The sequence below is a fragment of the Pseudomonas sp. NBRC 111143 genome (genome assembly GCF_001320965.1).
GTDB classification, from domain to species: Bacteria; Pseudomonadota; Gammaproteobacteria; order Pseudomonadales; family Pseudomonadaceae; genus Aquipseudomonas; species Aquipseudomonas machongensis.
In genome coordinates this window covers 39,749-59,416 of record NZ_BCBT01000015.1, presented here as the reverse complement: position 1 = coordinate 59,416, position 19,668 = coordinate 39,749, and the positions used below count along the sequence as shown (strand labels likewise).

Sequence of the window (19,668 nt, the reverse complement as noted above, 5' to 3'; positions counted from 1 at the left end):
GACTCAGAGCCCCAGTTCTTCTGGCGTGAGCATGTCGGACTCGAAGGCGATCCAGCCGCCTTCGAGCTCGGCATGGCCGTTGACGATCGGGCCGTAGTAAGTCAGGCCGTTCTCAAGCGTGACACAGATATGCGTGGCCGACTTTTCAGGAGCCGCGAGCGTACCGACGAAATGCACCTTCTTCAGCGTTTCGGTCACCGCCTCGAGACCAACGCGCATGCCTGGGTTTTCCGAGGCTTCGGTATCGCCTCCGCGGTCTTCGGCGCTGACGGTCACGGTGGCGGTGTAGGGGTACTTGGTGCTCAAGCGGGGTTACCTCGAAAGGATGGTCGTGTGGGCGCGTAGAGTACGGCAGGTGATCCCTGTTGTCTCTAAGGGCCTGTTCACGGGTCAACCGCAGCGACGAAGCGCGGTGGACTCGCCTGCGACGCGCTAGGCCTGCAACAGGTGATCTGGCCCCGTCGATCTGTTAGGGTGCCGGGCGATGCACGCCATACCAGACGAGGACACCACGTGAGCGCCGAAGAACCCCTGATCGCCGACCTGTTCGAGGTCGACAAACGCCTGACCCTCAAGCCCGTCGTGGACTTCAACACCTACCTGCGCAACGCCTTTGGCGACGGCGTCTGTCGCTGTCATCGCTGCGTCGAGCTGAACGGCGACGAGACCAGCTACAGCCACCGCCACACCTACGAGTTCGATGGCCGCCCGATGCACCGGCGCTTCGCCAACACCGCAGGCAGCGATGTATTGCAAGCCTTGAAGAAAGCCTGGCTGTCATACACCAAGAACGACCTGCCTCTGCTCGGCCAGCTCGATCTGAACACCCTGCGCACCTTCACCGAAACGAACCTGCATGAGCGGCTTCTGGCCCTGCTCCCGGCCAGCGGCCTGGCGCGCGAGGTCGACGGCACTTGGGTACTGCAAGCCCAGGCCGACTGACAGCCCGGCGGCGCAGCAGGATTCTCCCGGTCTGCTACCGTGGGAGAATCCTCACCTGCAGGTGACCTGCCATGGCCCGCACTACACCCATCGAGCTGTACCGCAATATCGGCATCGTCGCCCACGTCGATGCCGGCAAGACCACCACAACGGAACGCATCCTGTTCTACACCGGGGTCAACCACAAGATGGGCGAGGTCCACGATGGCGCCGCGACCATGGACTGGATGGCCCAGGAGCAGGAGCGCGGCATCACCATCACCTCGGCGGCAACCACGGCGTTCTGGCAAGGCTCGACCAAGCAGTTCGCCGACAAATACCGCTTCAACATCATCGACACCCCCGGCCACGTCGACTTCACCATCGAGGTGGAGCGCTCGCTGCGCGTGCTCGATGGCGCGGTGGTGGTGTTCAGCGGCGCCGACGGGGTCGAGCCGCAGTCCGAGACGGTGTGGCGCCAGGCCAACAAGTACCACGTGCCACGCTTGGCCTACATCAACAAGATGGATCGCCAGGGGGCAGACTTCCTGCGCGTGGTGAAGCAGATCGATCAGCGTCTGGGCCACCACCCGGTGCCCATCCAACTGGCCATCGGCAGCGAAGAAAACTTCATCGGCCAGATCGACCTGGTGAAAATGAAGGCCATCTACTGGAACGACGCCGACCAGGGCACCAGCTACCGCGAAGAACCGATTCCCGCCGAACTGCAGGCCCTGGCCGACGAATGGCGCGCGCACATGGTCGAGGCCGCAGCCGAAGCCAATGACGAACTGACCCTTAAGTTTCTTGAAGGCGAAGAGCTGAGCATCGACGAGATCAAGGCCGCCCTGCGTCAACGCACCATCGCCAACGAGATCGTACCGACCATTCTTGGCTCTTCGTTCAAGAACAAGGGCGTGCCCCTGATGCTCGACGCGGTAATCGACTACCTCCCCGCCCCAAGCGAAATCCCTGCAATCAAGGGCACCGACCCGGACGACGAGGAAAAGCACCTCGAGCGCCATGCCGACGACAAGGAACCGTTCTCCGCACTCGCCTTCAAGATCGCCACCGACCCCTTCGTCGGCACCCTGACCTTCGCTCGCGTCTACTCTGGCGTACTCAGTTCCGGCAATGCGGTGCTCAACTCGGTCAAGGGCAAGAAGGAACGCATCGGCCGCATGGTCCAGATGCACGCCAACCAGCGTGCCGAAATCAAAGACGTGTGCGCGGGCGACATCGCCGCGCTGATCGGCATGAAGGACGTGACCACCGGCGATACCCTGTGCGACATCGACAAGCCGATCATCCTCGAGCGCATGGACTTCCCGGACCCGGTGATCTCGGTCGCGGTCGAGCCGAAAACCAAGGCCGACCAGGAGAAGATGGGGATCGCCCTGGGCAAGCTCGCCCAGGAAGACCCCTCGTTCCGCGTGCGCACCGACGAAGAGACCGGGCAGACCATCATCTCGGGCATGGGCGAGCTGCACCTGGACATCATCGTCGACCGCATGCGCCGGGAGTTCAACGTCGAAGCCAACATCGGCAAACCACAGGTCGCCTACCGCGAAAAAATCCGCAACACCTGCGAGATCGAAGGCCGCTTCGTCCGACAGTCTGGCGGACGCGGCCAGTATGGCCATTGCTGGATCCGCTTCGCCCCGGGCGACGAAGGCAAGGAAGGCCTGGAGTTCATCAATGAGATCGTCGGCGGCGTGGTGCCGCGCGAGTACATCCCGGCAATCCAGAAAGGCATCGAGGAACAGATGAAGAACGGCGTGCTCGCCGGGTATCCGCTGATCAACCTCAAGGCCGCAGTGTTCGACGGCTCCTACCACGACGTCGACTCCAACGAAATGGCGTACAAGATCGCCGCATCCATGGCGACCAAGCAGCTTTCGCAGAAAGGCGGCGCGGTGTTGCTGGAGCCGGTGATGAAGGTCGAGGTGGTAACGCCCGAGGAGTACCAGGGCGACATTCTGGGCGACCTGAGCCGTCGCCGCGGGATGATCCAGGATGGTGACGAGACGCCCGCCGGCAAGGTGATTCGCGCCGAGGTCCCGTTGGGCGAGATGTTCGGCTACGCCACCTCGATGCGCTCGATGACCCAAGGCCGAGCCAGCTTCTCGATGGAGTTCACGCGCTATGCAGAGGCGCCGGCGAGTATCGCCGATGGCATCGTGAAGAAGAACCGGGGGGAATAGCCCAGGCGAGCTCATCGCGGGGTCCCGATTGCCCCGCGATGGCGACGGTCTCGCCGACTCAGAACCTCAAGGCTGCTCGCCTGCCCGCCGCAACAGCTTCTTGCACCGCTCCGACAGATGCACCACGCGCAGGTGCTTGCCCGCACGGGAATACCGCTCGCGCAGGGTCTTCAACGCGGCGATCGCCGAGTAGTCGACGAAACTCAGGTGCTTGCAGTCCAGCGTCACGCTCTGCGGATCCTGCGCCGGATCGAACTGCTCGAGGAACGGTGTGGTCGAGGCAAAGAACAAGGTGCCATGCACCTGGTAAATCTTGCCGCCCTGGCCATCCTCGTGGCTATCGGCATACAGCTCACGAGCATGCTGCCAGGCGAAGTTGATGGCCGCGATGACGATCCCGAACAGCACCGCGGCGGCCAGGTCCGTCAGTACCGTGACCACCGTCACGGCAATGATCGCCAACACATCGCTTTTCGGCACCTTGTGCAGTACTCGCAGCGACGCCCAGGCAAAGGTCTGCTGCGCCACGACGAACATCACCCCGACCAGTGCCGCCAGCGGAATACGCTCGATCAGCGGCGACAGGAACAACACGAACAGCAGGATCATCACTCCCGCCACCACGCCCGATAGCCGACCGCGGCCATTGGAACTGAGGTTGATCACGGTCTGGCCGATCATCGCGCAGCCGCCCATGCCACCGCACAGCCCCGACACCATGTTGGCCGCGCCCAGCGCCACACATTCACGATCAGGGAAACCGCGGCTCTCGGTAATCTCATCGGTGAGATTGAGGGTCAGCAAAGTTTCCAGCAGACCGACCATGGCCATCACCAGCGCATAGGGGGCGATGATCTTCAGCGTCTCGAGGTTCCAGGGCACCTCCGGCCAGGCCAGTTGCGGCAGGCCGCCGGCGATGTGCGCCATGTCGCCGAGGGTGCGGGTCGGCAGCTCGAGCAGGTAGACCAGCAGGCCCACACCGACAATCGCCACCAGCGCTGGCGGCACCGCGCGGGTCAGCTTCGGCAGTACGTAGACCACCAGCATCGTCAGGGCTACCAGGCCGACCATCAGCAGCAGCGGCTTCCCGCCGAGCCAGTGCTCGCCGTCCTTGAAATGCTCGAGCTGGGCCATGGCGATGACGATGGCCAGGCCATTGACGAAGCCAAGCATCACCGGGTAAGGCACCAGCCGCACCAGCTTGCCAAGGCGCAGCACGCCGAACAGGATCATCACGATCCCGCCAAGCAGCACCGTGGCCAACAGATACTGGGCACCGTGCTGCACGACCAGGGCCACGATCACCACCGCCATCGACCCGGCGGCACCGGAGATCATCCCTGGGCGACCGCCGAACAACGCGGTCAGGGTGCAAATGATGAAGGCACCGTAGAGCCCCATCAGCGGATTGAGGTGCGCCACCAAGGCGAAGGCGATGCACTCGGGCACCAGGGCGAAGGAGGTGGTCAGGCCAGCGAGGACGTCGGCGCGAAGTCGGGCGGGTTTCATGTAGATCCTGTGAAGTGTCCAGTCTGGGCGACCGCGCGCGGGTGCACTGGGTGACCCCAATCACACGAGCGGAAGCAAATCGAGGGGCGCGATGTTACGGAATTTGTCTGACAGCGGCCACCGCCGCTCTGCTCAGCGCACCCGCTCCCGGCTCTGCACCGCGAGATCCAGCGCGCGCTGCATGTCCAGCCGCGCCGAGCGGCCCAGGTCAGGGTCATTGAGACGACCATTGCGCTCCGACGGCAGGATCGGCGCAGTCAGGTCCTCGGCATCCATCGCCTCGAAGTCCTGTTCAGAGCCCATGGTCAGGGCACTGCGGCGCAGCAACATACGCACCTGCTCGGGCGTAAGCTGCGGATTGATCGACAACATCGCTGCCACCGTCGAAGCCACCAACGGCGTCGCGTAGGACGTACCGCAGTGCGGCTTGCCAGCATCGGCAGGTTGCAGGCAGGCTGCCGCACTGACATCCACACGCATGTCGACGTTGGAGCTGCGGCGCTTGACCACATGCTGCGGATCCTCGACCGCGGTGTCGCGCTCGCTGCGTTGATGCCCGCCCACCACCAGCAACTGCTCGGTCACGAACGACGATGGCAAACGGTATTCATCGGTGCCAGACCATGACGAGCCATTGCCCGCGGAATTGACCACCACCACATCCGGGTGCTCGCTGCGCAGCCACAGGAAGAATTCCTCGAGCAACTCCTCGTAGCCACTCATGGCCAACCCCGAGCGCACCAGCGAATCGACCTCGTCGCCCTCCACGCTTCTGGCGCCGACGCGGTGGATACCCCAACTCCAGTTGAGCACCCGTACGCCGTCCTCGACCAGGTTGACCGACGCGGCGATGTTGGCGGTGATACCTGCATCCGAGTTGCGCTCGACGATCACCTCGAACCCGGGGCTGGCCTTGCCCAGGCCGCTGAGAAAGCCACCTGCCACCCCCTCCCCGTGCCCGGCCAGGATACCGGCGACGTGGCTGCCGTGACTCTGCGCACGTGCGCCGTCGCGGCCATAAAGGCAAGTCTGTCTTGGCCCGCAGGCGCCGCGATAAGCCTGAAAGGGCGCAGCGTCGAAATCCAGCTCGCGCTCGATCACGCCCACGCGTATCGGCTGTACCGGCACGTTCGAGGCCGGGACCCGGCGCTGGTAGTAGTACAGGGCATCCGTGAAACGATTGGCCGCCCACTCATCGGCCTGGTCGATGACCGTAGCCTTGCCGCCCTCGCCTTCCTCACCTCGCTCCGGCGCCGACTCTTCGACGATCACCGCGTCCACGCTGAGCTCGCTGCCCATGCGCAGGATCATCGCATCGCGCTGTACAAGATCACGTACCGGCAGGCGCAGTTGGTAGACGTTCAACGGCGGGATCGCCCCCACCACCTGCGCACCATATTTGTCGGCGATACGTTGCGCCTCCTCGCGCCCGTTGTGCTTTTCCTCGATCAGCAGGCTGACCAGGTCGAGGTAGGTGGTCAGGCCGTCCATGTTCCTGGCCACCTCGTGCGGGCCTGCGGCGACCACATGGCTGCGCTGGCGAGTGAGCCAGACCGGATTGCTTTTCTGCCCGCCGACCTGCAGCCACAAAGGAGCGCTCGGACCGGGCTGGTCGAGCGTGAACTCGAGCCTGTCGCCCTCGCGCAGCACGGCATTGGCAGGCAAGGCCCGGTCGCCCAGCCACACCTGTGGAGCCTGGTGCTCCAGACCTTGCGCGCGCAGGCACCAGTGCTGCGAGGCCTCGGACAGCAAATCGCCGCAGCGCTGCAACTGCTGGATGCGCGGCTCGGCGATGGCACTCTGTCCAAGAGCAAGCAACAACAAAGGTAGGTAGCGCTTCATGCTGAGGGTCTGCCGTGGTCTTTTTGCTGCGACCCCAGCGCTCAGGCGATGGTTCAGCTGTTGACGGTAGCCCGCGAAAGCTCCGCAGCCGCACTGCAAATTTTAAATCCCTGTGATCCAGACACGGCACAATGCTGGCAAATTTGCCATCATGTCTATTCAACCTGCGGAGACCACGAACATGCCGCTACGCCCCCTCGTCACCGCCCTGCTGCTGGCGGCCAGCCTCACCGCACAGGCGGCCACCGAAGTCGTGCCGCTGCAGCACCGCAGCAGCGCCGAGCTGCTGCCGACCGCCCAGGCCTTTCTTGGAAAGGACGGAACCGTCAGCGCCTTCGAGAACAAATTGATCGTCAATGCCAGCCCGGAACGCATCGACGACCTGCGCGCCTTGCTACAGCAGTTGGACACTGCGCCCAAACGCCTGCTGATCAGCGTCGACAACAACGACAGCAACTACCAGGACAACCGCGGCAACGCCCGGGTCATCCAGTACGGCACCAGCAACCGCGAAGGCGGCCTGCAGCAGATCCAGGCCAGCGAAGGCCAGCCGGCGCTGATCCAGATCGGCCAGAGCATCCCCATCACCAGCACCTCGACCGATGGTTACGGACGCATCCAGAGCGACACCCAATACCGCAATGTGACCCAGGGCTTCTACGTCACGCCGAGCGTCAGCGGTGAAACGGTTCGTCTGCAAATCAGCACCAATAATGATCGAATGAGCCAGGAACGCCAGGATGTAGTGAAGGTGCAGAGTACCGACACGACTGTCTCTGGAAGGCTCGGCGAGTGGATCACCCTGGCGGGGTACAACCAGCAGAGTCAGGCCGACAATAGCCCTTCGGCCCTCACTTACAGCACCCAGCGCGGTGAAAACATGACGCTACGTGTCAAAGTCGACCTTCTCGACTGATCCCAGGCCGTTCAAGGCCTCGACCAAGGGCCTTGAAACTGACTGCAGAGTCGCATTAGACCAAAGATGTAGTAAGCCTAAAAAAGCACTACAAAACATTTGACAGGCTCTTTTCGCCAAGGGCATGATGGCCTCGCTCCCGCTAATCAGGGGCCCTGGCAAGGGCCTTCGGGACGCCCTCCCGACACCCCCGGAGGCGTCCTGTGTCTATACGGCCCACAAGGCGGTTCGACGGGATTGCGACTGCAACGAAGAAGTTGTCCCGAGGGACGGAAGCGCATCACCGCAGAACCGGCAATCGACGTCGCACCGCAGCAAGGCATCCACGAGCCGACCTGCTGGGGACACCTTCGCCTGAACTGCACCCCCTTCCCCTTCGAGCCTTCCCCGTTCGCCGCCGCACTCCCCCGGACAGGACAGCCGCCAGGCCTCTGATTCCGCGCCCTGAGCATCCGCACAACTACACTCAAGATCGATGCGACGAGGTTTATTTCCATGGCACTGACACGCGAACAGCAAATTGCAGCCCTCGAGAAAGACTGGGCCGAAAACCCGCGCTGGAAAGGCGTGACCCGTACCTACACCGCCGCCGATGTCGTTCGCCTGCGTGGCTCCCTGCAGCCAGAGCACACTTTTGCTCGTCAAGGCGCAGAAAAACTGTGGAAGCTGGTCACCCAAGGTGCCCACCCGTCCTTCCGGCCCGAAAAAGATTTCGTCAACTGCATGGGCGCCCTCACCGGCGGCCAGGCCGTGCAGCAGGTAAAAGCCGGCATTCAGGCCATTTACCTGTCCGGCTGGCAGGTAGCCGCCGACAACAACTCGGCCGAGTCCATGTACCCTGACCAGTCGCTGTACCCGGTCGACTCGGTACCGACCGTGGTCAAGCGCATCAACAACGCCTTCCGCCGCGCCGACCAGATCCAGTGGAAAGCCGGCAAGAACCCAGGCGACGATGGCTACATCGACTACTTCGCACCGATCGTGGCTGACGCCGAAGCCGGTTTCGGCGGCGTGCTGAACGCCTACGAGCTGATGAAGAACATGATCGAGGCAGGCGCCGCCGGCGTGCACTTCGAAGACCAGCTGGCCTCGGTGAAAAAATGCGGCCACATGGGTGGCAAGGTACTGGTGCCAACCCAGGAAGCCGTACAGAAGCTGGTGGCCGCGCGTCTGGCCGCTGACGTTGCGGGCGTACCGACCATCATCCTCGCCCGCACCGACGCCAACGCTGCCGACCTGCTGACCAGCGACTGCGACCCTTACGACCAGCCGTTCGTGATCGGCGAGCGTACCCGTGAAGGCTTCTACAAGGTACGTGCCGGCCTCGACCAGGCCATCGCCCGCGGCCTGGCCTACGCCCCGTACGCCGACCTGATCTGGTGCGAAACCGCCAAGCCGGACCTGGACGAAGCCCGTCGCTTCGCCGAAGCGATCAAGAAGGAGTACCCGGACCAACTGCTGTCGTACAACTGCTCGCCATCCTTCAACTGGAAGAAGAACCTGGACGATGCCACCATCGCCAAGTTCCAGCGCGAACTGTCGGCGATGGGCTACAAGCACCAGTTCATCACCCTGGCCGGCATCCACAACATGTGGCACGGCATGTTCAACCTGGCGCACGACTACGCCCGCAACGACATGACCGCCTACGTGAAACTGCAGGAGCAGGAATTCGCCGACGCCAGCAAGGGCTACACCTTCGTGGCGCACCAGCAGGAAGTGGGCACCGGCTATTTCGACGACATGACCACCGTGATCCAGGGTGGCGCTTCGTCGGTGACGGCACTGACCGGTTCGACCGAGGAAGAGCAGTTCCACTGATAGTGGATTGCTGACAGAGGCCCGGGGCTTGAGAAAGCCCCGGGCTTTCTTTTGCCTGCCTGCCCCACCACTGCTTCACCCTGCAGACCCCTGATGTCCTGACGACGAGGCAAACCCCGAGATCAGGTCTATGCTTGAGGCAGCACAGCAAGCAAGGACTGCCACATGCCTCGTCCAAGCCAACGCCTGAATGCCCCCCTATATAAAGAAGCACAGCCCGCACCCGGCTTGCTCGATTGCGCTTCCTTGCCATTGCCGCCCGCCCCCGTCGCCCCGTCATTCGCCGAAACATTGACCCAGAGCGGTACACGAAAACGCTGCAACTGCTAGAATGAGAGTTTTTCTCATTTGCAAGTGACAAGATTGCGAGTTGAACTAGACAGGTATCAGATAGCTCGGCAAACAGCGGCTCAGCCAAATGATATTAATTATCATTATTAAGTTGAAGACTCGTTACGCCAACCAAGAAACATAATTAACAAATCTGATTGGAATGCCCGAAAATCAAGGCTTTCAGCGATTTACGAAAGATTTTTGTTCTTAATCCTACGAATAATTTTGCACTGGAAATTTTACTTGCCGTGGGTTTACCCATAAAATCAGCGCGATTGATTCAGCTGCGACATTTGGTCACTGCATCAGCGACACCGCGTCGCCGCTCTACTTATTTCAGACTGCAGAGCTGGGTCTCTGTATAAGGATTTCAAGCATGTCCGATTCGGCAGGACTCATCGCCCACAACTGGGGCTTTGCCATCTTCCTCCTGGGTGTCGTCGGCCTGTGTGCCTTCATGCTCGGCCTGTCCAGCCTGCTCGGCAGCAAGGCCTGGGGTCGCGCCAAGAACGAACCCTTCGAATCCGGCATGCTGCCCGTTGGCAGCGCCCGCCTGCGCCTGTCCGCCAAATTCTATCTGGTCGCGATGCTGTTCGTGATCTTCGATATCGAAGCCCTCTTTCTCTTTGCATGGTCTGTGTCCGTCCGCGAAAGCGGCTGGACCGGATTCGTCGAAGCTCTCGTTTTCATAGCAATTCTGTTGGCAGGTCTTGTCTACCTATGGCGCGTCGGTGCTCTTGATTGGGCTCCCGAAGGTCGCCGCAAGCGGCAAGCGAAGCTGAAACAATGAGGCTTTGGCAATGCAATACAATCTCACCAGAATCGATCCGGATGCGCCCAACGAGCAGTACCCGGTAGGTGATCGGGAAACCGTCACCGACCAACTGCTCGAAGACCAGGTCCACAAGAACATCTACATGGGGAAACTCGAAGATGTGCTGCGTGGCGCGGTCAACTGGGGTCGCAAGAACTCCCTCTGGCCGTACAACTTCGGCCTGTCCTGCTGCTACGTGGAAATGACCACGGCCTTCACGGCACCCCACGACATCGCCCGCTTCGGCGCCGAAGTCATCCGGGCCTCGCCGCGCCAGGCCGACTTCATGGTCATCGCCGGTACCTGCTTCGTCAAAATGGCGCCGATCATCCAGCGCCTCTACGAGCAGATGCTCGAGCCCAAGTGGGTCATTTCCATGGGTTCGTGCGCCAACTCCGGTGGCATGTACGACATCTACTCGGTCGTTCAGGGGGTCGACAAGTTCCTCCCCGTGGACGTCTATGTGCCTGGCTGCCCGCCGCGCCCCGAGGCTTTCCTGCAAGGTTTGATGCTGTTGCAGGAATCGATCGGCCAAGAACGACGCCCACTCTCCTGGGTGGTTGGTGATCAAGGTATTTATCGTGCCGAGATGCCTGCCCAGAAAGACCTGCGTCGTGAACAGCGCATTGCGGTAACCAACCTGCGCAGCCCCGACGAAGTCTGATCCAGCGACCTGCCGCCCGCTCCCCAAGGAGCCGGCGGCCTGGCTTCATTCTCAACGTTGACCCAAAGCGACCGAGACCATGACAGCGGACACCGCTATTTTCATTCCGCCCTACAAGGCTGACGACCAAGATGTGGTCGTCGAACTGAACAACCGCTTTGGCGCCGAAGCATTCGTCGCCCAGGAAACCCGCACCGGCATGCCCGTACTGTGGGTCAAGCGCGCCCAGCTCAAGGAAGTGCTCAGCTTCCTGCGGGGCGTGGCCAAGCCCTACAGCATGCTGTACGACCTGCATGGCGTCGACGAGCGCCTGCGCACTCAACGCCGCGGCCTGCCTGCCGCCGACTTCAGCGTGTTCTACCACCTGTTGTCGGTCGAGCGTAACAGCGACGTGATGATCAAGGTGTCGCTCAGCGAGGGCGACCTCAACCTGCCGACCGTGACCGGTATCTGGCCGAACGCCAACTGGTACGAACGCGAAGTCTGGGACATGTTCGGCATCGACTTTGCCGGCCACCCGCACCTCAGCCGGATCATGATGCCTCCGACCTGGGAAGGTCACCCGCTGCGCAAGGACTACCCTGCCCGCGCCACCGAATTCGATCCCTACAGCCTCACGCTCGCCAAGCAGCAGCTTGAAGAGGAATCGGCGCGCTTCAACCCCGAGGCCTGGGGCATGAAACGCCAGGGCGCCAACGAGGACTACATGTTCCTCAACCTCGGCCCCAACCACCCTTCTGCCCACGGTGCCTTCCGTATCGTCCTGCAGTTGGACGGCGAAGAGATCGTCGACTGCGTCCCGGACATCGGCTACCACCACCGTGGTGCCGAGAAGATGGCCGAGCGTCAGTCCTGGCACAGCTTCATTCCCTATACCGACCGTATCGACTACCTCGGTGGGGTAATGAACAACCTGCCGTACGTCCTCGCGGTCGAGAAGCTGGCCGGTATCCAGGTGCCGCAAAAAGTCGACGTGATTCGCATCATGCTCGCCGAGTTCTTCCGGATCACCAGCCACCTGCTGTTCCTGGGTACCTATATCCAGGACGTCGGCGCCATGACCCCGGTGTTCTTCACCTTCACCGACCGCCAGCGCGCCTACACCGTGATCGAGGCGATCACCGGTTTCCGTCTGCACCCGGCCTGGTACCGCATCGGCGGCGTTGCCCACGACCTGCCGCGCGGCTGGGACAAGCTGGTCAAGGATTTCGTCGAATGGCTGCCCAAGCGCCTGGACGAATACACCAAGGCCGCCTTGCAGAACAGCATCCTCAAGGGCCGTACCATCGGCGTTGCCGCATACAACACCAAGGAAGCGCTGGAGTGGGGTACCACCGGTGCCGGCCTGCGCGCCACCGGTTGCGACTTCGACCTGCGCAAAGCCCGTCCCTACTCCGGCTACGAGAACTTCGAGTTCGAAGTACCGCTGGCCCACAACGGCGATGCCTATGATCGCTGCATGGTCCGTGTCGAGGAGATGCGCCAGAGTATCCGCATCATCGACCAGTGCCTGCGCAACATGCCGGAAGGCCCGTACAAGGCGGATCACCCGCTGACCACGCCGCCACCGAAAGAGCGCACCCTGCAGCACATCGAGACCTTGATCACCCACTTCCTGCAAGTCTCGTGGGGCCCGGTCATGCCGGCCAACGAGTCGTTCCAGATGATCGAGGCGACCAAGGGCATCAACAGTTACTACCTGACGAGCGATGGCGGCACCATGAGCTACCGCACCCGGATCCGTACCCCGAGCTACCCGCACCTGCAGCAGATCCCTTCGGTGATCAAGGGCAGCATGGTCGCGGACCTGATCGCGTACCTGGGCAGTATCGACTTCGTTATGGCTGACGTGGACCGCTAAGCATGAACAGCACGCTTATCCAAACCGACCGTTTCGCCCTGAGCGAAACCGAGCGCTCGGCCATCGAGCACGAGATGCACCACTACGAGGACCCGCGCGCGGCGTCCATCGAAGCCTTGAAAATCGTGCAGAAGGAACGCGGCTGGGTGCCGGACGGCGCCATCTACGCGATCGGCGAAGTGCTGGGCATCCCTGCCAGCGACGTCGAGGGCGTGGCCACCTTCTACAGCCAGATCTTCCGCCAGCCGGTCGGTCGCCACATCATTCGCGTGTGCGACAGCATGGTCTGCTACATCGGCGGCCATGAATCGGTCGTCAGCCAGATCCAGAGCGAACTGGGCATCGGCCTGGGCCAGACCACCGCCGATGGCCGCTTCACCCTGCTGCCGGTGTGCTGCCTGGGCAACTGCGACAAGGCCCCCGCGCTGATGATCGACGACGACACCTTTGGCGACGTGCAGCCTGCAGGCGTCTCCAAACTGCTGGAGGGTTACGTATGACCATCACTTCCTTCGGCCCGGCCAACCGCATCGCGCGCTCGGCTGAAACCCACCCGCTGACCTGGCGCCTGCGTGATGACGGCGAGCCGGTCTGGCTGGCCGAGTACGAGTCCAAGAACGGCTACGCCGCGGCCCGCAAGGCCCTGGCCGACATGTCCGCCGACGACATCGTGCAAAGCGTCAAGGACTCCGGCCTCAAGGGTCGCGGCGGCGCAGGCTTCCCCACTGGCGTGAAGTGGGGCCTGATGCCCAAAGACGAATCCATGAACATCCGCTATCTGCTGTGCAACGCGGACGAAATGGAGCCCAACACCTGGAAAGACCGCATGCTGATGGAGCAACAGCCCCATCTGCTGGTCGAGGGCATGCTGATCAGCGCCCGCGCGTTGAAGGCCTACCGTGGCTACATCTTCCTGCGCGGCGAGTACACCACGGCAGCGAAGAACCTCAACCGTGCCATCGATGAAGCCAAGGCTGCAGGCCTGCTGGGCAAGAACATCCTGGGCTCCGGTTTTGACTTCGAGCTGTTCGTGCACACCGGTGCCGGCCGCTACATCTGCGGTGAAGAAACCGCACTGATCAACTCGCTCGAAGGCCGCCGCGCCAACCCACGCTCCAAGCCGCCCTTCCCTGCCGCTGTCGGCGTGTGGGGCAAGCCGACCTGCGTGAACAACGTCGAAACCCTGTGCAACGTCCCGGCCATCGTCGCCAACGGCAACGACTGGTACAAGTCGCTGGCCCGCGAAGGCAGCGAGGACCATGGCACAAAACTGATGGGCTTTTCCGGCAAGGTGAAGAACCCGGGCCTGTGGGAACTGCCATTCGGCGTGACCGCCCGCGAGCTGTTCGAAGACTACGCCGGCGGCATGCGCGACGGCTTCAAGCTCAAGTGCTGGCAGCCAGGCGGTGCTGGTACCGGCTTCCTGCTGCCAGAACACCTGGATGCACAGATGTACGCCGGTGGTATCGCCAAGGTCGGCACCCGCATGGGTACGGGCCTGGCCATGGCGGTCGACGACAGCATCAACATGGTCTCGCTGCTGCGCAACATGGAAGAGTTCTTCGCCCGCGAGTCGTGCGGCTGGTGCACACCATGCCGTGACGGCCTGCCATGGAGCGTGAAGATGTTGCGCGCCCTGGAGAAAGGCCAAGGCCGCGCCGAAGACATCGAGACCCTGCTGGGTCTGGTCAACTTCCTCGGCCCAGGCCGCACCTTCTGTGCTCACGCACCGGGTGCCGTGGAGCCGCTCGGCAGTGCCATCAAATACTTCCGGTCCGAGTTCGAGGCCGGTGTCGCGCCCGCTAGCGCTGCCGACACCCTGCGCCCGAACCTGGCCAAGCCGATTGTGGTCGGCGCATAACAAGATGAATCGCGGGTGGTCCGTGCCACCCGCCAGCTTGCAGGCCGGCCCGAACGATTCGCGGCCGGCCGCAAGCTCACCGATTTCCATTAGCCACGCCTGCTCACGCGGGCCAACGAAGAACTTTGAACCATGGCCACTATCCACGTAGACGGCAAAGCGCTCGAAGTCAACGGTGCAGACAACCTGTTACAGGCCTGTCTGTCGCTCGGCCTCGACATCCCTTATTTCTGCTGGCACCCGGCGCTCGGTAGCGTCGGCGCCTGCCGGCAATGTGCGGTCAAGCAGTACACCGACGAGAACGACACCCGTGGTCGTATCGTCATGTCCTGCATGACCCCTGCCTCCGACGGCACCTGGATCTCCATCGACGATGACGAGTCGAAGGCGTTCCGTGCCAGCGTCGTCGAGTGGCTGATGACCAACCACCCGCACGACTGCCCGGTGTGCGAGGAAGGCGGTCACTGCCACCTGCAGGACATGACGGTAATGACCGGCCACAACGAGCGCCGCTACCGTTTCACCAAGCGTACCCACCAGAACCAGGACCTCGGCCCGTTCATCGCCCATGAGATGAACCGCTGCATCGCCTGCTACCGCTGCGTGCGCTACTACAAGGACTACGCAGGCGGTACCGACCTGGGTGTCTATGGCGCCCACGACAACGTGTACTTCGGTCGCGTTGAAGACGGCGTGCTGGAGAGCGAGTTCTCCGGCAACCTGACCGAGGTCTGCCCGACCGGCGTGTTCACCGACAAGACCCACTCCGAGCGCTATAACCGCAAGTGGGACATGCAGTTCGCCCCGAGCATCTGCCACGGCTGCTCCAGCGGCTGCAACATCAGCCCCGGTGAGCGCTACGGCGAACTGCGCCGCATCGAGAACCGCTTCAACGGCTCGGTGAACCAGTACTTCCTGTGCGACCGTGGCCGCTTCGGCTACGGCTACGTCAACCGCAGCGACCGTCCACGCCAGCCACTGCTGGCCGATGGCAGCAAGCTGGGCCTCGACGCCGCGCTGGACAAAGCCGCTGACCTGCTGCGCGGTCGTACCATCGTCGGCATCGGCTCGCCGCGCGCCAGCCTCGAGAGCAACTACGGCCTGCGCGAGCTGGTCGGCGCCGACTATTTCTACTCGGGTATGGAAGCCGGTGAGTTGAGCCGCGTGCGTTTGGTGCTGGACGTGCTGAACAACAGCCCGCTGCCGGTGCCGACCCTGCGCGACATCGAAGACCACGACGCCGTGTTCGTACTCGGCGAAGACCTCACGCAAACCGCCGCCCGCGTCGCCCTGGCTGTTCGCCAGGCCACCAAGGGCAAGGCCGAGGCCATGGCCGAAGGCATGAAGGTGCAGCCATGGCTCGACGCCGCGGTGAAGAACATCGGCCAGCACGCGCTGTACCCGCTGTTCATTGCCTCGCTGGCCGAGACCAAGCTCGATGACGTCGCCGAGGAATGCGTACACGCAGCCCCTGCCGACCTCGCCCGCCTGGGCTTCGCCGTGGCCCACGCCATCGACCCGAGCGCACCCGCCGTCGAAGGCCTGGACGCCGAAGCGAAGGCGCTGGCCCAGCGCATCGCCGACGCCCTGGTCGCCGCCAAGCGCCCATTGGTGGTTGCCGGTACTTCGCTGGCTGACGCCGCACTGATCGAAGCCGCGGCCAACATCGCCAAGGCGCTCAAGCTGCGCGAGAAGAACGGCTCGCTGAGCCTGGTCGTGCCTGAGGCCAACAGCCTCGGCATGGCCATGATGGGTGGCGATTCGGTCGATGCTGCACTGGACGCCGTCATCACCGGCAAGGCCGACGCCATCGTCGTGCTGGAGAACGACCTGTACACCCGCGTGCCAGCGGCCAAGGTCGATGCTGCGCTCGCCGCTGCAAAAGTGGTGATCGTCGCCGACCATTCCAAGACCGCCACCAGCGACCGCGCCGACCTGGTCCTGCCCGCTGCATCCTTCGCCGAAGGCGACGGCACCCTGGTCAGCCAGGAAGGCCGCGCCCAGCGCTTCTTCCAGGTGTTCGACCCGCAGTACCTGGACAGCAGCATCCAGATCCACGAAGGCTGGCGCTGGATGCACGCCCTGCGTGCCACCCTGCTGAACAAGCCGGTCGACTGGACCCAACTGGACCACGTCACCAGCGCCTGCGCCAACGCCGCACCGCAACTGGCTGGCATCGTCAACGCAGCGCCAAGCGCCGCGTTCCGCATCAAGGGCATGAAGCTTGCCCGTGAGCCGCTGCGCTACTCGGGCCGCACCGCCATGCGCGCCAACATCAGCGTTCACGAGCCGCGCACACCGCAGGACAAGGACACCGCGTTCGCCTTCTCGATGGAAGGCTACTCGGGCTCGGCCGAACCGCGCCAGCAAGTGCCATTCGCCTGGTCGCCAGGCTGGAACTCCCCGCAGGCCTGGAACAAGTTCCAGGATGAAGTCGGTGGCCACCTGCGTGCCGGTGACCCTGGCGTGCGCCTGATCGAATCGCAAGGCGATCGCCTGAACTGGTTCAACAGCATCCCGGCTGCCTTCAACCCGGCGCGCGGGACCTGGACTGCCGTGCCGTTCTTCCACCTGTTCGGCAGCGAGGAGAACTCTTCGCGTGCTGCACCGGTACAGGAACGTATCCCGGCGGCCTATGTGGGCCTTGCCAAGTCCGAAGCCGACCGCCTGGGCGTCAACGACGGCGCACTGCTGAGCCTGAACGTCGCGGGCGTTTCGCTGCGCCTTCCGCTACGCATCAATGAAGAACTGGGCGCTGGCCTGGTGGCGTTGCCCAAAGGCCTGGCCGGCATTCCGCCCGCCATCTTCGGTGCATCCGTCGAAGGCCTGCAGGAGGCAGCACAATGAGCTGGTTCACCCCCGAAGTGATCGATGTGATCATCCAGGTCGTCAAGGCTATCGTGGTGCTGCTGGCCGTGGTGGTTTGCGGCGCCCTGCTCAGCTTCGTCGAGCGCCGCCTGCTGGGCTGGTGGCAGGACCGCTACGGTCCGAACCGTGTCGGCCCGTTCGGCATGTTCCAGATCGCCGCCGACATGCTGAAGATGTTCTTCAAGGAAGACTGGAACCCACCCTTCGTCGACAAGATGATCTTCACCCTGGCGCCGGTCGTGGCCATGAGCGCCCTGTTGATCGGCTTCTCGATCATCCCGATCACACCGGGCTGGGGCGTTGCCGACCTGAACATCGGCCTGCTGTTCTTCTTCGCCATGGCCGGCCTGTCGGTCTACGCGGTGCTGTTCGCCGGCTGGTCGTCCAACAACAAGTACGCCCTGCTGGGCAGCTTGCGGGCCTCGGCGCAGACCGTGTCGTACGAAGTGTTCCTGGGCCTGGCACTGATGGGCGTGGTGGTACAGGTGGGCTCGTTCAACATGCGCGACATCGTTGAATACCAGGCTCAGAACCTGTGGTTCATCATTCCGCAGTTCTTCGGCTTCTGCACCTTCTTCATCGCTGGCGTCGCCGTGACTCACCGTCACCCGTTCGACCAGCCGGAAGCGGAACAGGAACTGGCCGACGGCTACCACATCGAGTATGCCGGCATGAAATGGGGCATGTTCTTCGTCGGTGAGTACATCGGCATCATCCTCATCTCGGCGCTGCTGGTCACCCTGTTCTTCGGTGGCTGGCACGGCCCGTTCGGCATCCTGCCGCAACTGCCGTTCCTGTGGTTCGCATTGAAGACCGCGTTCTTCATCATGCTGTTCATCCTGCTGCGCGCCTCGATCCCGCGCCCGCGCTATGACCAGGTGATGGACTTCAGCTGGAAGTTCTGCCTGCCGCTGACCCTGATCAATTTGCTGGTGACCGCTGCGATCGTGCTCTACAACACGCCAGCCGTCGCGGCCCAGTGAGGATTTGACCCATGTTCAAATATATCGGCGACATCGTTAAGGGCACCGGCACTCAGCTGCGCAGCCTGGTGATGGTGTTCTCCCACGGGTTCCGCAAGCGCGACACCCTGCAATACCCCGAAGAGCCCGTGTACCTGCCGCCACGCTATCGCGGCCGCATCGTCCTCACCCGCGACCCCGACGGCGAGGAGCGCTGCGTAGCGTGCAACCTTTGCGCGGTGGCCTGCCCGGTCGGCTGCATCTCGCTGCAGAAAGCCGAGACCGAGGACGGCCGTTGGTACCCGGAGTTCTTCCGCATCAACTTCTCGCGTTGCATCTTCTGCGGCCTGTGTGAAGAGGCGTGCCCGACCACCGCGATCCAGTTGACCCCGGATTTCGAAATGGCCGAGTTCAAGCGTCAGGACCTGGTGTACGAGAAAGAAGATCTGCTGATCTCCGGCCCCGGCAAGAACCCTGACTACAACTTCTACCGTGTTGCGGGTATGGCCATCGCTGGCAAGCCGAAAGGCTCTGCGCAGAACGAAGCCGAGCCGATCAACGTGAAGAGCTTGCTCCCATAAGGACAGAAAGATGGAATTCGCTTTCTACTTCGCATCCGGGATCGCCGTGGTCTCCACCCTTCGGGTGGTGACCGGCACAAACCCCGTGCACGCCCTGCTCTACCTGATCATTTCGCTGATCTCCGTGGCGATGATCTTCTTCTCCCTGGGTGCGCCGTTCGCCGGCGCCCTGGAAGTGATCGCCTACGCTGGCGCCATCATGGTGCTGTTCGTCTTCGTGGTCATGATGCTCAACCTGGGGCCGGCTTCGGTCGCCCAGGAGCGTGGCTGGCTCAAGCCGGGCATCTGGGCAGGGCCGGTGATCCTCGCCGCCCTGCTGCTGCTGGAGCTGCTGTACGTGCTGTTCGCCAATCCGAGCGGCGCTGCCATCAGCGGTACCACGGTTGACGCCAAGGCCGTCGGCATCAGCCTGTTCGGCCCCTACCTGCTGGTAGTCGAACTGGCCTCGATGCTGCTGCTGGCCGCGGCCGTCACCGCCTTCCACCTGGGCCGCAACGAGGCGAAGGAGTAA

General features: G+C 63.0%; 16 protein-coding genes. 13 read left to right on the top strand and 3 right to left on the bottom strand.

Annotation, left to right across the window (positions count from 1 at the left end; genetic code table 11):
* Positions 1-3: 3 nt before the first annotated feature.
* The gene (locus tag APH44_RS10950) at positions 4-306 is read right to left on the bottom strand and encodes a hypothetical protein (protein ID WP_054892710.1); all 303 of its coding nucleotides are present in this window, start codon (positions 304-306) and stop codon (positions 4-6) included.
* A 207-nt stretch (positions 307-513) separates the two neighbouring features.
* Here APH44_RS10950 and APH44_RS10945 point away from each other — a divergent pair, with 207 nt between their 5' ends.
* Both APH44_RS10945 and fusA read left to right on the top strand, forming a co-directional pair.
* Positions 514-942, top strand: coding sequence for a hypothetical protein (locus APH44_RS10945; RefSeq protein ID WP_054892709.1), 429 nt, complete (start codon positions 514-516; stop codon positions 940-942).
* A 71-nt stretch (positions 943-1,013) separates the two neighbouring features.
* A complete protein-coding gene (gene fusA / locus APH44_RS10940) occupies positions 1,014-3,125 on the top strand; it encodes an elongation factor G (protein ID WP_054892708.1) in 2,112 nt (703 codons plus the stop codon).
* A gap of 66 nt (positions 3,126-3,191) precedes the next feature.
* Here fusA and APH44_RS10935 read toward each other — a convergent pair whose 3' ends face one another.
* Positions 3,192-4,634: a SulP family inorganic anion transporter gene (locus tag APH44_RS10935; protein ID WP_054892707.1), complete on the bottom strand. Its 1,443-nt coding sequence runs from the start codon at positions 4,632-4,634 to the stop codon at positions 3,192-3,194.
* Between the two features lie 132 nt (positions 4,635-4,766).
* On the bottom strand, positions 4,767-6,476 hold the full coding sequence (locus APH44_RS10930; protein ID WP_054892706.1) for a S8/S53 family peptidase: 1,710 nt from the start codon (positions 6,474-6,476) through the stop codon (positions 4,767-4,769).
* A gap of 181 nt (positions 6,477-6,657) precedes the next feature.
* Between APH44_RS10930 and APH44_RS10925 the strand changes: the two genes are divergently transcribed.
* The 11 genes from APH44_RS10925 (at position 6,658) to nuoJ (ending at position 19,668) form a co-directional block, all read left to right on the top strand.
* Positions 6,658-7,392, top strand: a complete 735-nt coding sequence (locus tag APH44_RS10925) for a secretin N-terminal domain-containing protein (protein WP_054892705.1) — start codon at positions 6,658-6,660, stop codon at positions 7,390-7,392.
* A 495-nt stretch (positions 7,393-7,887) separates the two neighbouring features.
* The gene (aceA, locus tag APH44_RS10920; RefSeq protein WP_054892704.1) at positions 7,888-9,213 is read left to right on the top strand and encodes an isocitrate lyase; all 1,326 of its coding nucleotides are present in this window, start codon (positions 7,888-7,890) and stop codon (positions 9,211-9,213) included.
* Between the two features lie 709 nt (positions 9,214-9,922).
* Positions 9,923-10,336 (top strand): NADH-quinone oxidoreductase subunit A, encoded by a 414-nt coding sequence (locus APH44_RS10915; protein ID WP_003251427.1) that lies wholly within the window; start codon positions 9,923-9,925, stop codon positions 10,334-10,336.
* A 10-nt stretch (positions 10,337-10,346) separates the two neighbouring features.
* Positions 10,347-11,024 (top strand): NADH-quinone oxidoreductase subunit B family protein, encoded by a 678-nt coding sequence (locus APH44_RS10910; RefSeq protein WP_029614113.1) that lies wholly within the window; start codon positions 10,347-10,349, stop codon positions 11,022-11,024.
* A gap of 79 nt (positions 11,025-11,103) precedes the next feature.
* The gene (nuoC, locus tag APH44_RS10905) at positions 11,104-12,885 is read left to right on the top strand and encodes an NADH-quinone oxidoreductase subunit C/D (RefSeq protein WP_054892703.1); all 1,782 of its coding nucleotides are present in this window, start codon (positions 11,104-11,106) and stop codon (positions 12,883-12,885) included.
* A gap of 2 nt (positions 12,886-12,887) precedes the next feature.
* Positions 12,888-13,385 (top strand): NADH-quinone oxidoreductase subunit NuoE, encoded by a 498-nt coding sequence (gene nuoE, locus APH44_RS10900; protein WP_012313767.1) that lies wholly within the window; start codon positions 12,888-12,890, stop codon positions 13,383-13,385.
* Entirely contained in the window at positions 13,382-14,746 is a 1,365-nt protein-coding gene (nuoF, locus tag APH44_RS10895; RefSeq protein WP_054892702.1) for an NADH-quinone oxidoreductase subunit NuoF, read from the top strand. Before nuoE ends, nuoF begins: the two co-directional genes overlap by 4 nt.
* Positions 14,747-14,878: 132 nt before the next feature.
* Positions 14,879-17,593 carry an NADH-quinone oxidoreductase subunit NuoG gene (gene nuoG / locus APH44_RS10890; protein ID WP_054892701.1) on the top strand — a complete coding sequence of 905 codons (2,715 nt, stop codon included), beginning with the start codon at positions 14,879-14,881 and terminating at the stop codon, positions 17,591-17,593.
* Complete coding sequence (gene nuoH, locus APH44_RS10885; RefSeq protein ID WP_016488222.1) at positions 17,590-18,597, top strand: NADH-quinone oxidoreductase subunit NuoH; 1,008 nt, start codon at positions 17,590-17,592, stop codon at positions 18,595-18,597. The genes nuoG and nuoH overlap by 4 nt, the downstream gene beginning before the upstream one ends.
* 11 nt (positions 18,598-18,608) lie before the next feature.
* Positions 18,609-19,157, top strand: coding sequence for an NADH-quinone oxidoreductase subunit NuoI (gene nuoI, locus APH44_RS10880; RefSeq protein WP_011534620.1), 549 nt, complete (start codon positions 18,609-18,611; stop codon positions 19,155-19,157).
* Positions 19,158-19,167: 10 nt separating this feature from the next.
* Positions 19,168-19,668: an NADH-quinone oxidoreductase subunit J gene (nuoJ, locus tag APH44_RS10875; protein WP_054892700.1), complete on the top strand. Its 501-nt coding sequence runs from the start codon at positions 19,168-19,170 to the stop codon at positions 19,666-19,668.

Bases quoted from the DNA above. Each gene is read 5' to 3' on its own strand.
- fusA (WP_054892708.1), top strand. From the start codon at position 1,014: ATGGCCCGCACTACACCCATCGAGCTGTACCGCAATATCGGCATCGTC.
- APH44_RS10935 (WP_054892707.1), bottom strand. From the start codon at position 4,634: ATGAAACCCGCCCGACTTCGCGCCGACGTCCTCGCTGGCCTGACCACC.
- APH44_RS10930 (WP_054892706.1), bottom strand. From the start codon at position 6,476: ATGAAGCGCTACCTACCTTTGTTGTTGCTTGCTCTTGGACAGAGTGCC.
- APH44_RS10925 (WP_054892705.1), top strand. From the start codon at position 6,658: ATGCCGCTACGCCCCCTCGTCACCGCCCTGCTGCTGGCGGCCAGCCTC.
- aceA (WP_054892704.1), top strand. From the start codon at position 7,888: ATGGCACTGACACGCGAACAGCAAATTGCAGCCCTCGAGAAAGACTGG.
- APH44_RS10915 (WP_003251427.1), top strand. From the start codon at position 9,923: ATGTCCGATTCGGCAGGACTCATCGCCCACAACTGGGGCTTTGCCATC.
- APH44_RS10910 (WP_029614113.1), top strand. From the start codon at position 10,347: ATGCAATACAATCTCACCAGAATCGATCCGGATGCGCCCAACGAGCAG.
- nuoC (WP_054892703.1), top strand. From the start codon at position 11,104: ATGACAGCGGACACCGCTATTTTCATTCCGCCCTACAAGGCTGACGAC.
- nuoE (WP_012313767.1), top strand. From the start codon at position 12,888: ATGAACAGCACGCTTATCCAAACCGACCGTTTCGCCCTGAGCGAAACC.
- nuoF (WP_054892702.1), top strand. From the start codon at position 13,382: ATGACCATCACTTCCTTCGGCCCGGCCAACCGCATCGCGCGCTCGGCT.
- nuoG (WP_054892701.1), top strand. From the start codon at position 14,879: ATGGCCACTATCCACGTAGACGGCAAAGCGCTCGAAGTCAACGGTGCA.
- nuoH (WP_016488222.1), top strand. From the start codon at position 17,590: ATGAGCTGGTTCACCCCCGAAGTGATCGATGTGATCATCCAGGTCGTC.
- nuoI (WP_011534620.1), top strand. From the start codon at position 18,609: ATGTTCAAATATATCGGCGACATCGTTAAGGGCACCGGCACTCAGCTG.
- nuoJ (WP_054892700.1), top strand. From the start codon at position 19,168: ATGGAATTCGCTTTCTACTTCGCATCCGGGATCGCCGTGGTCTCCACC.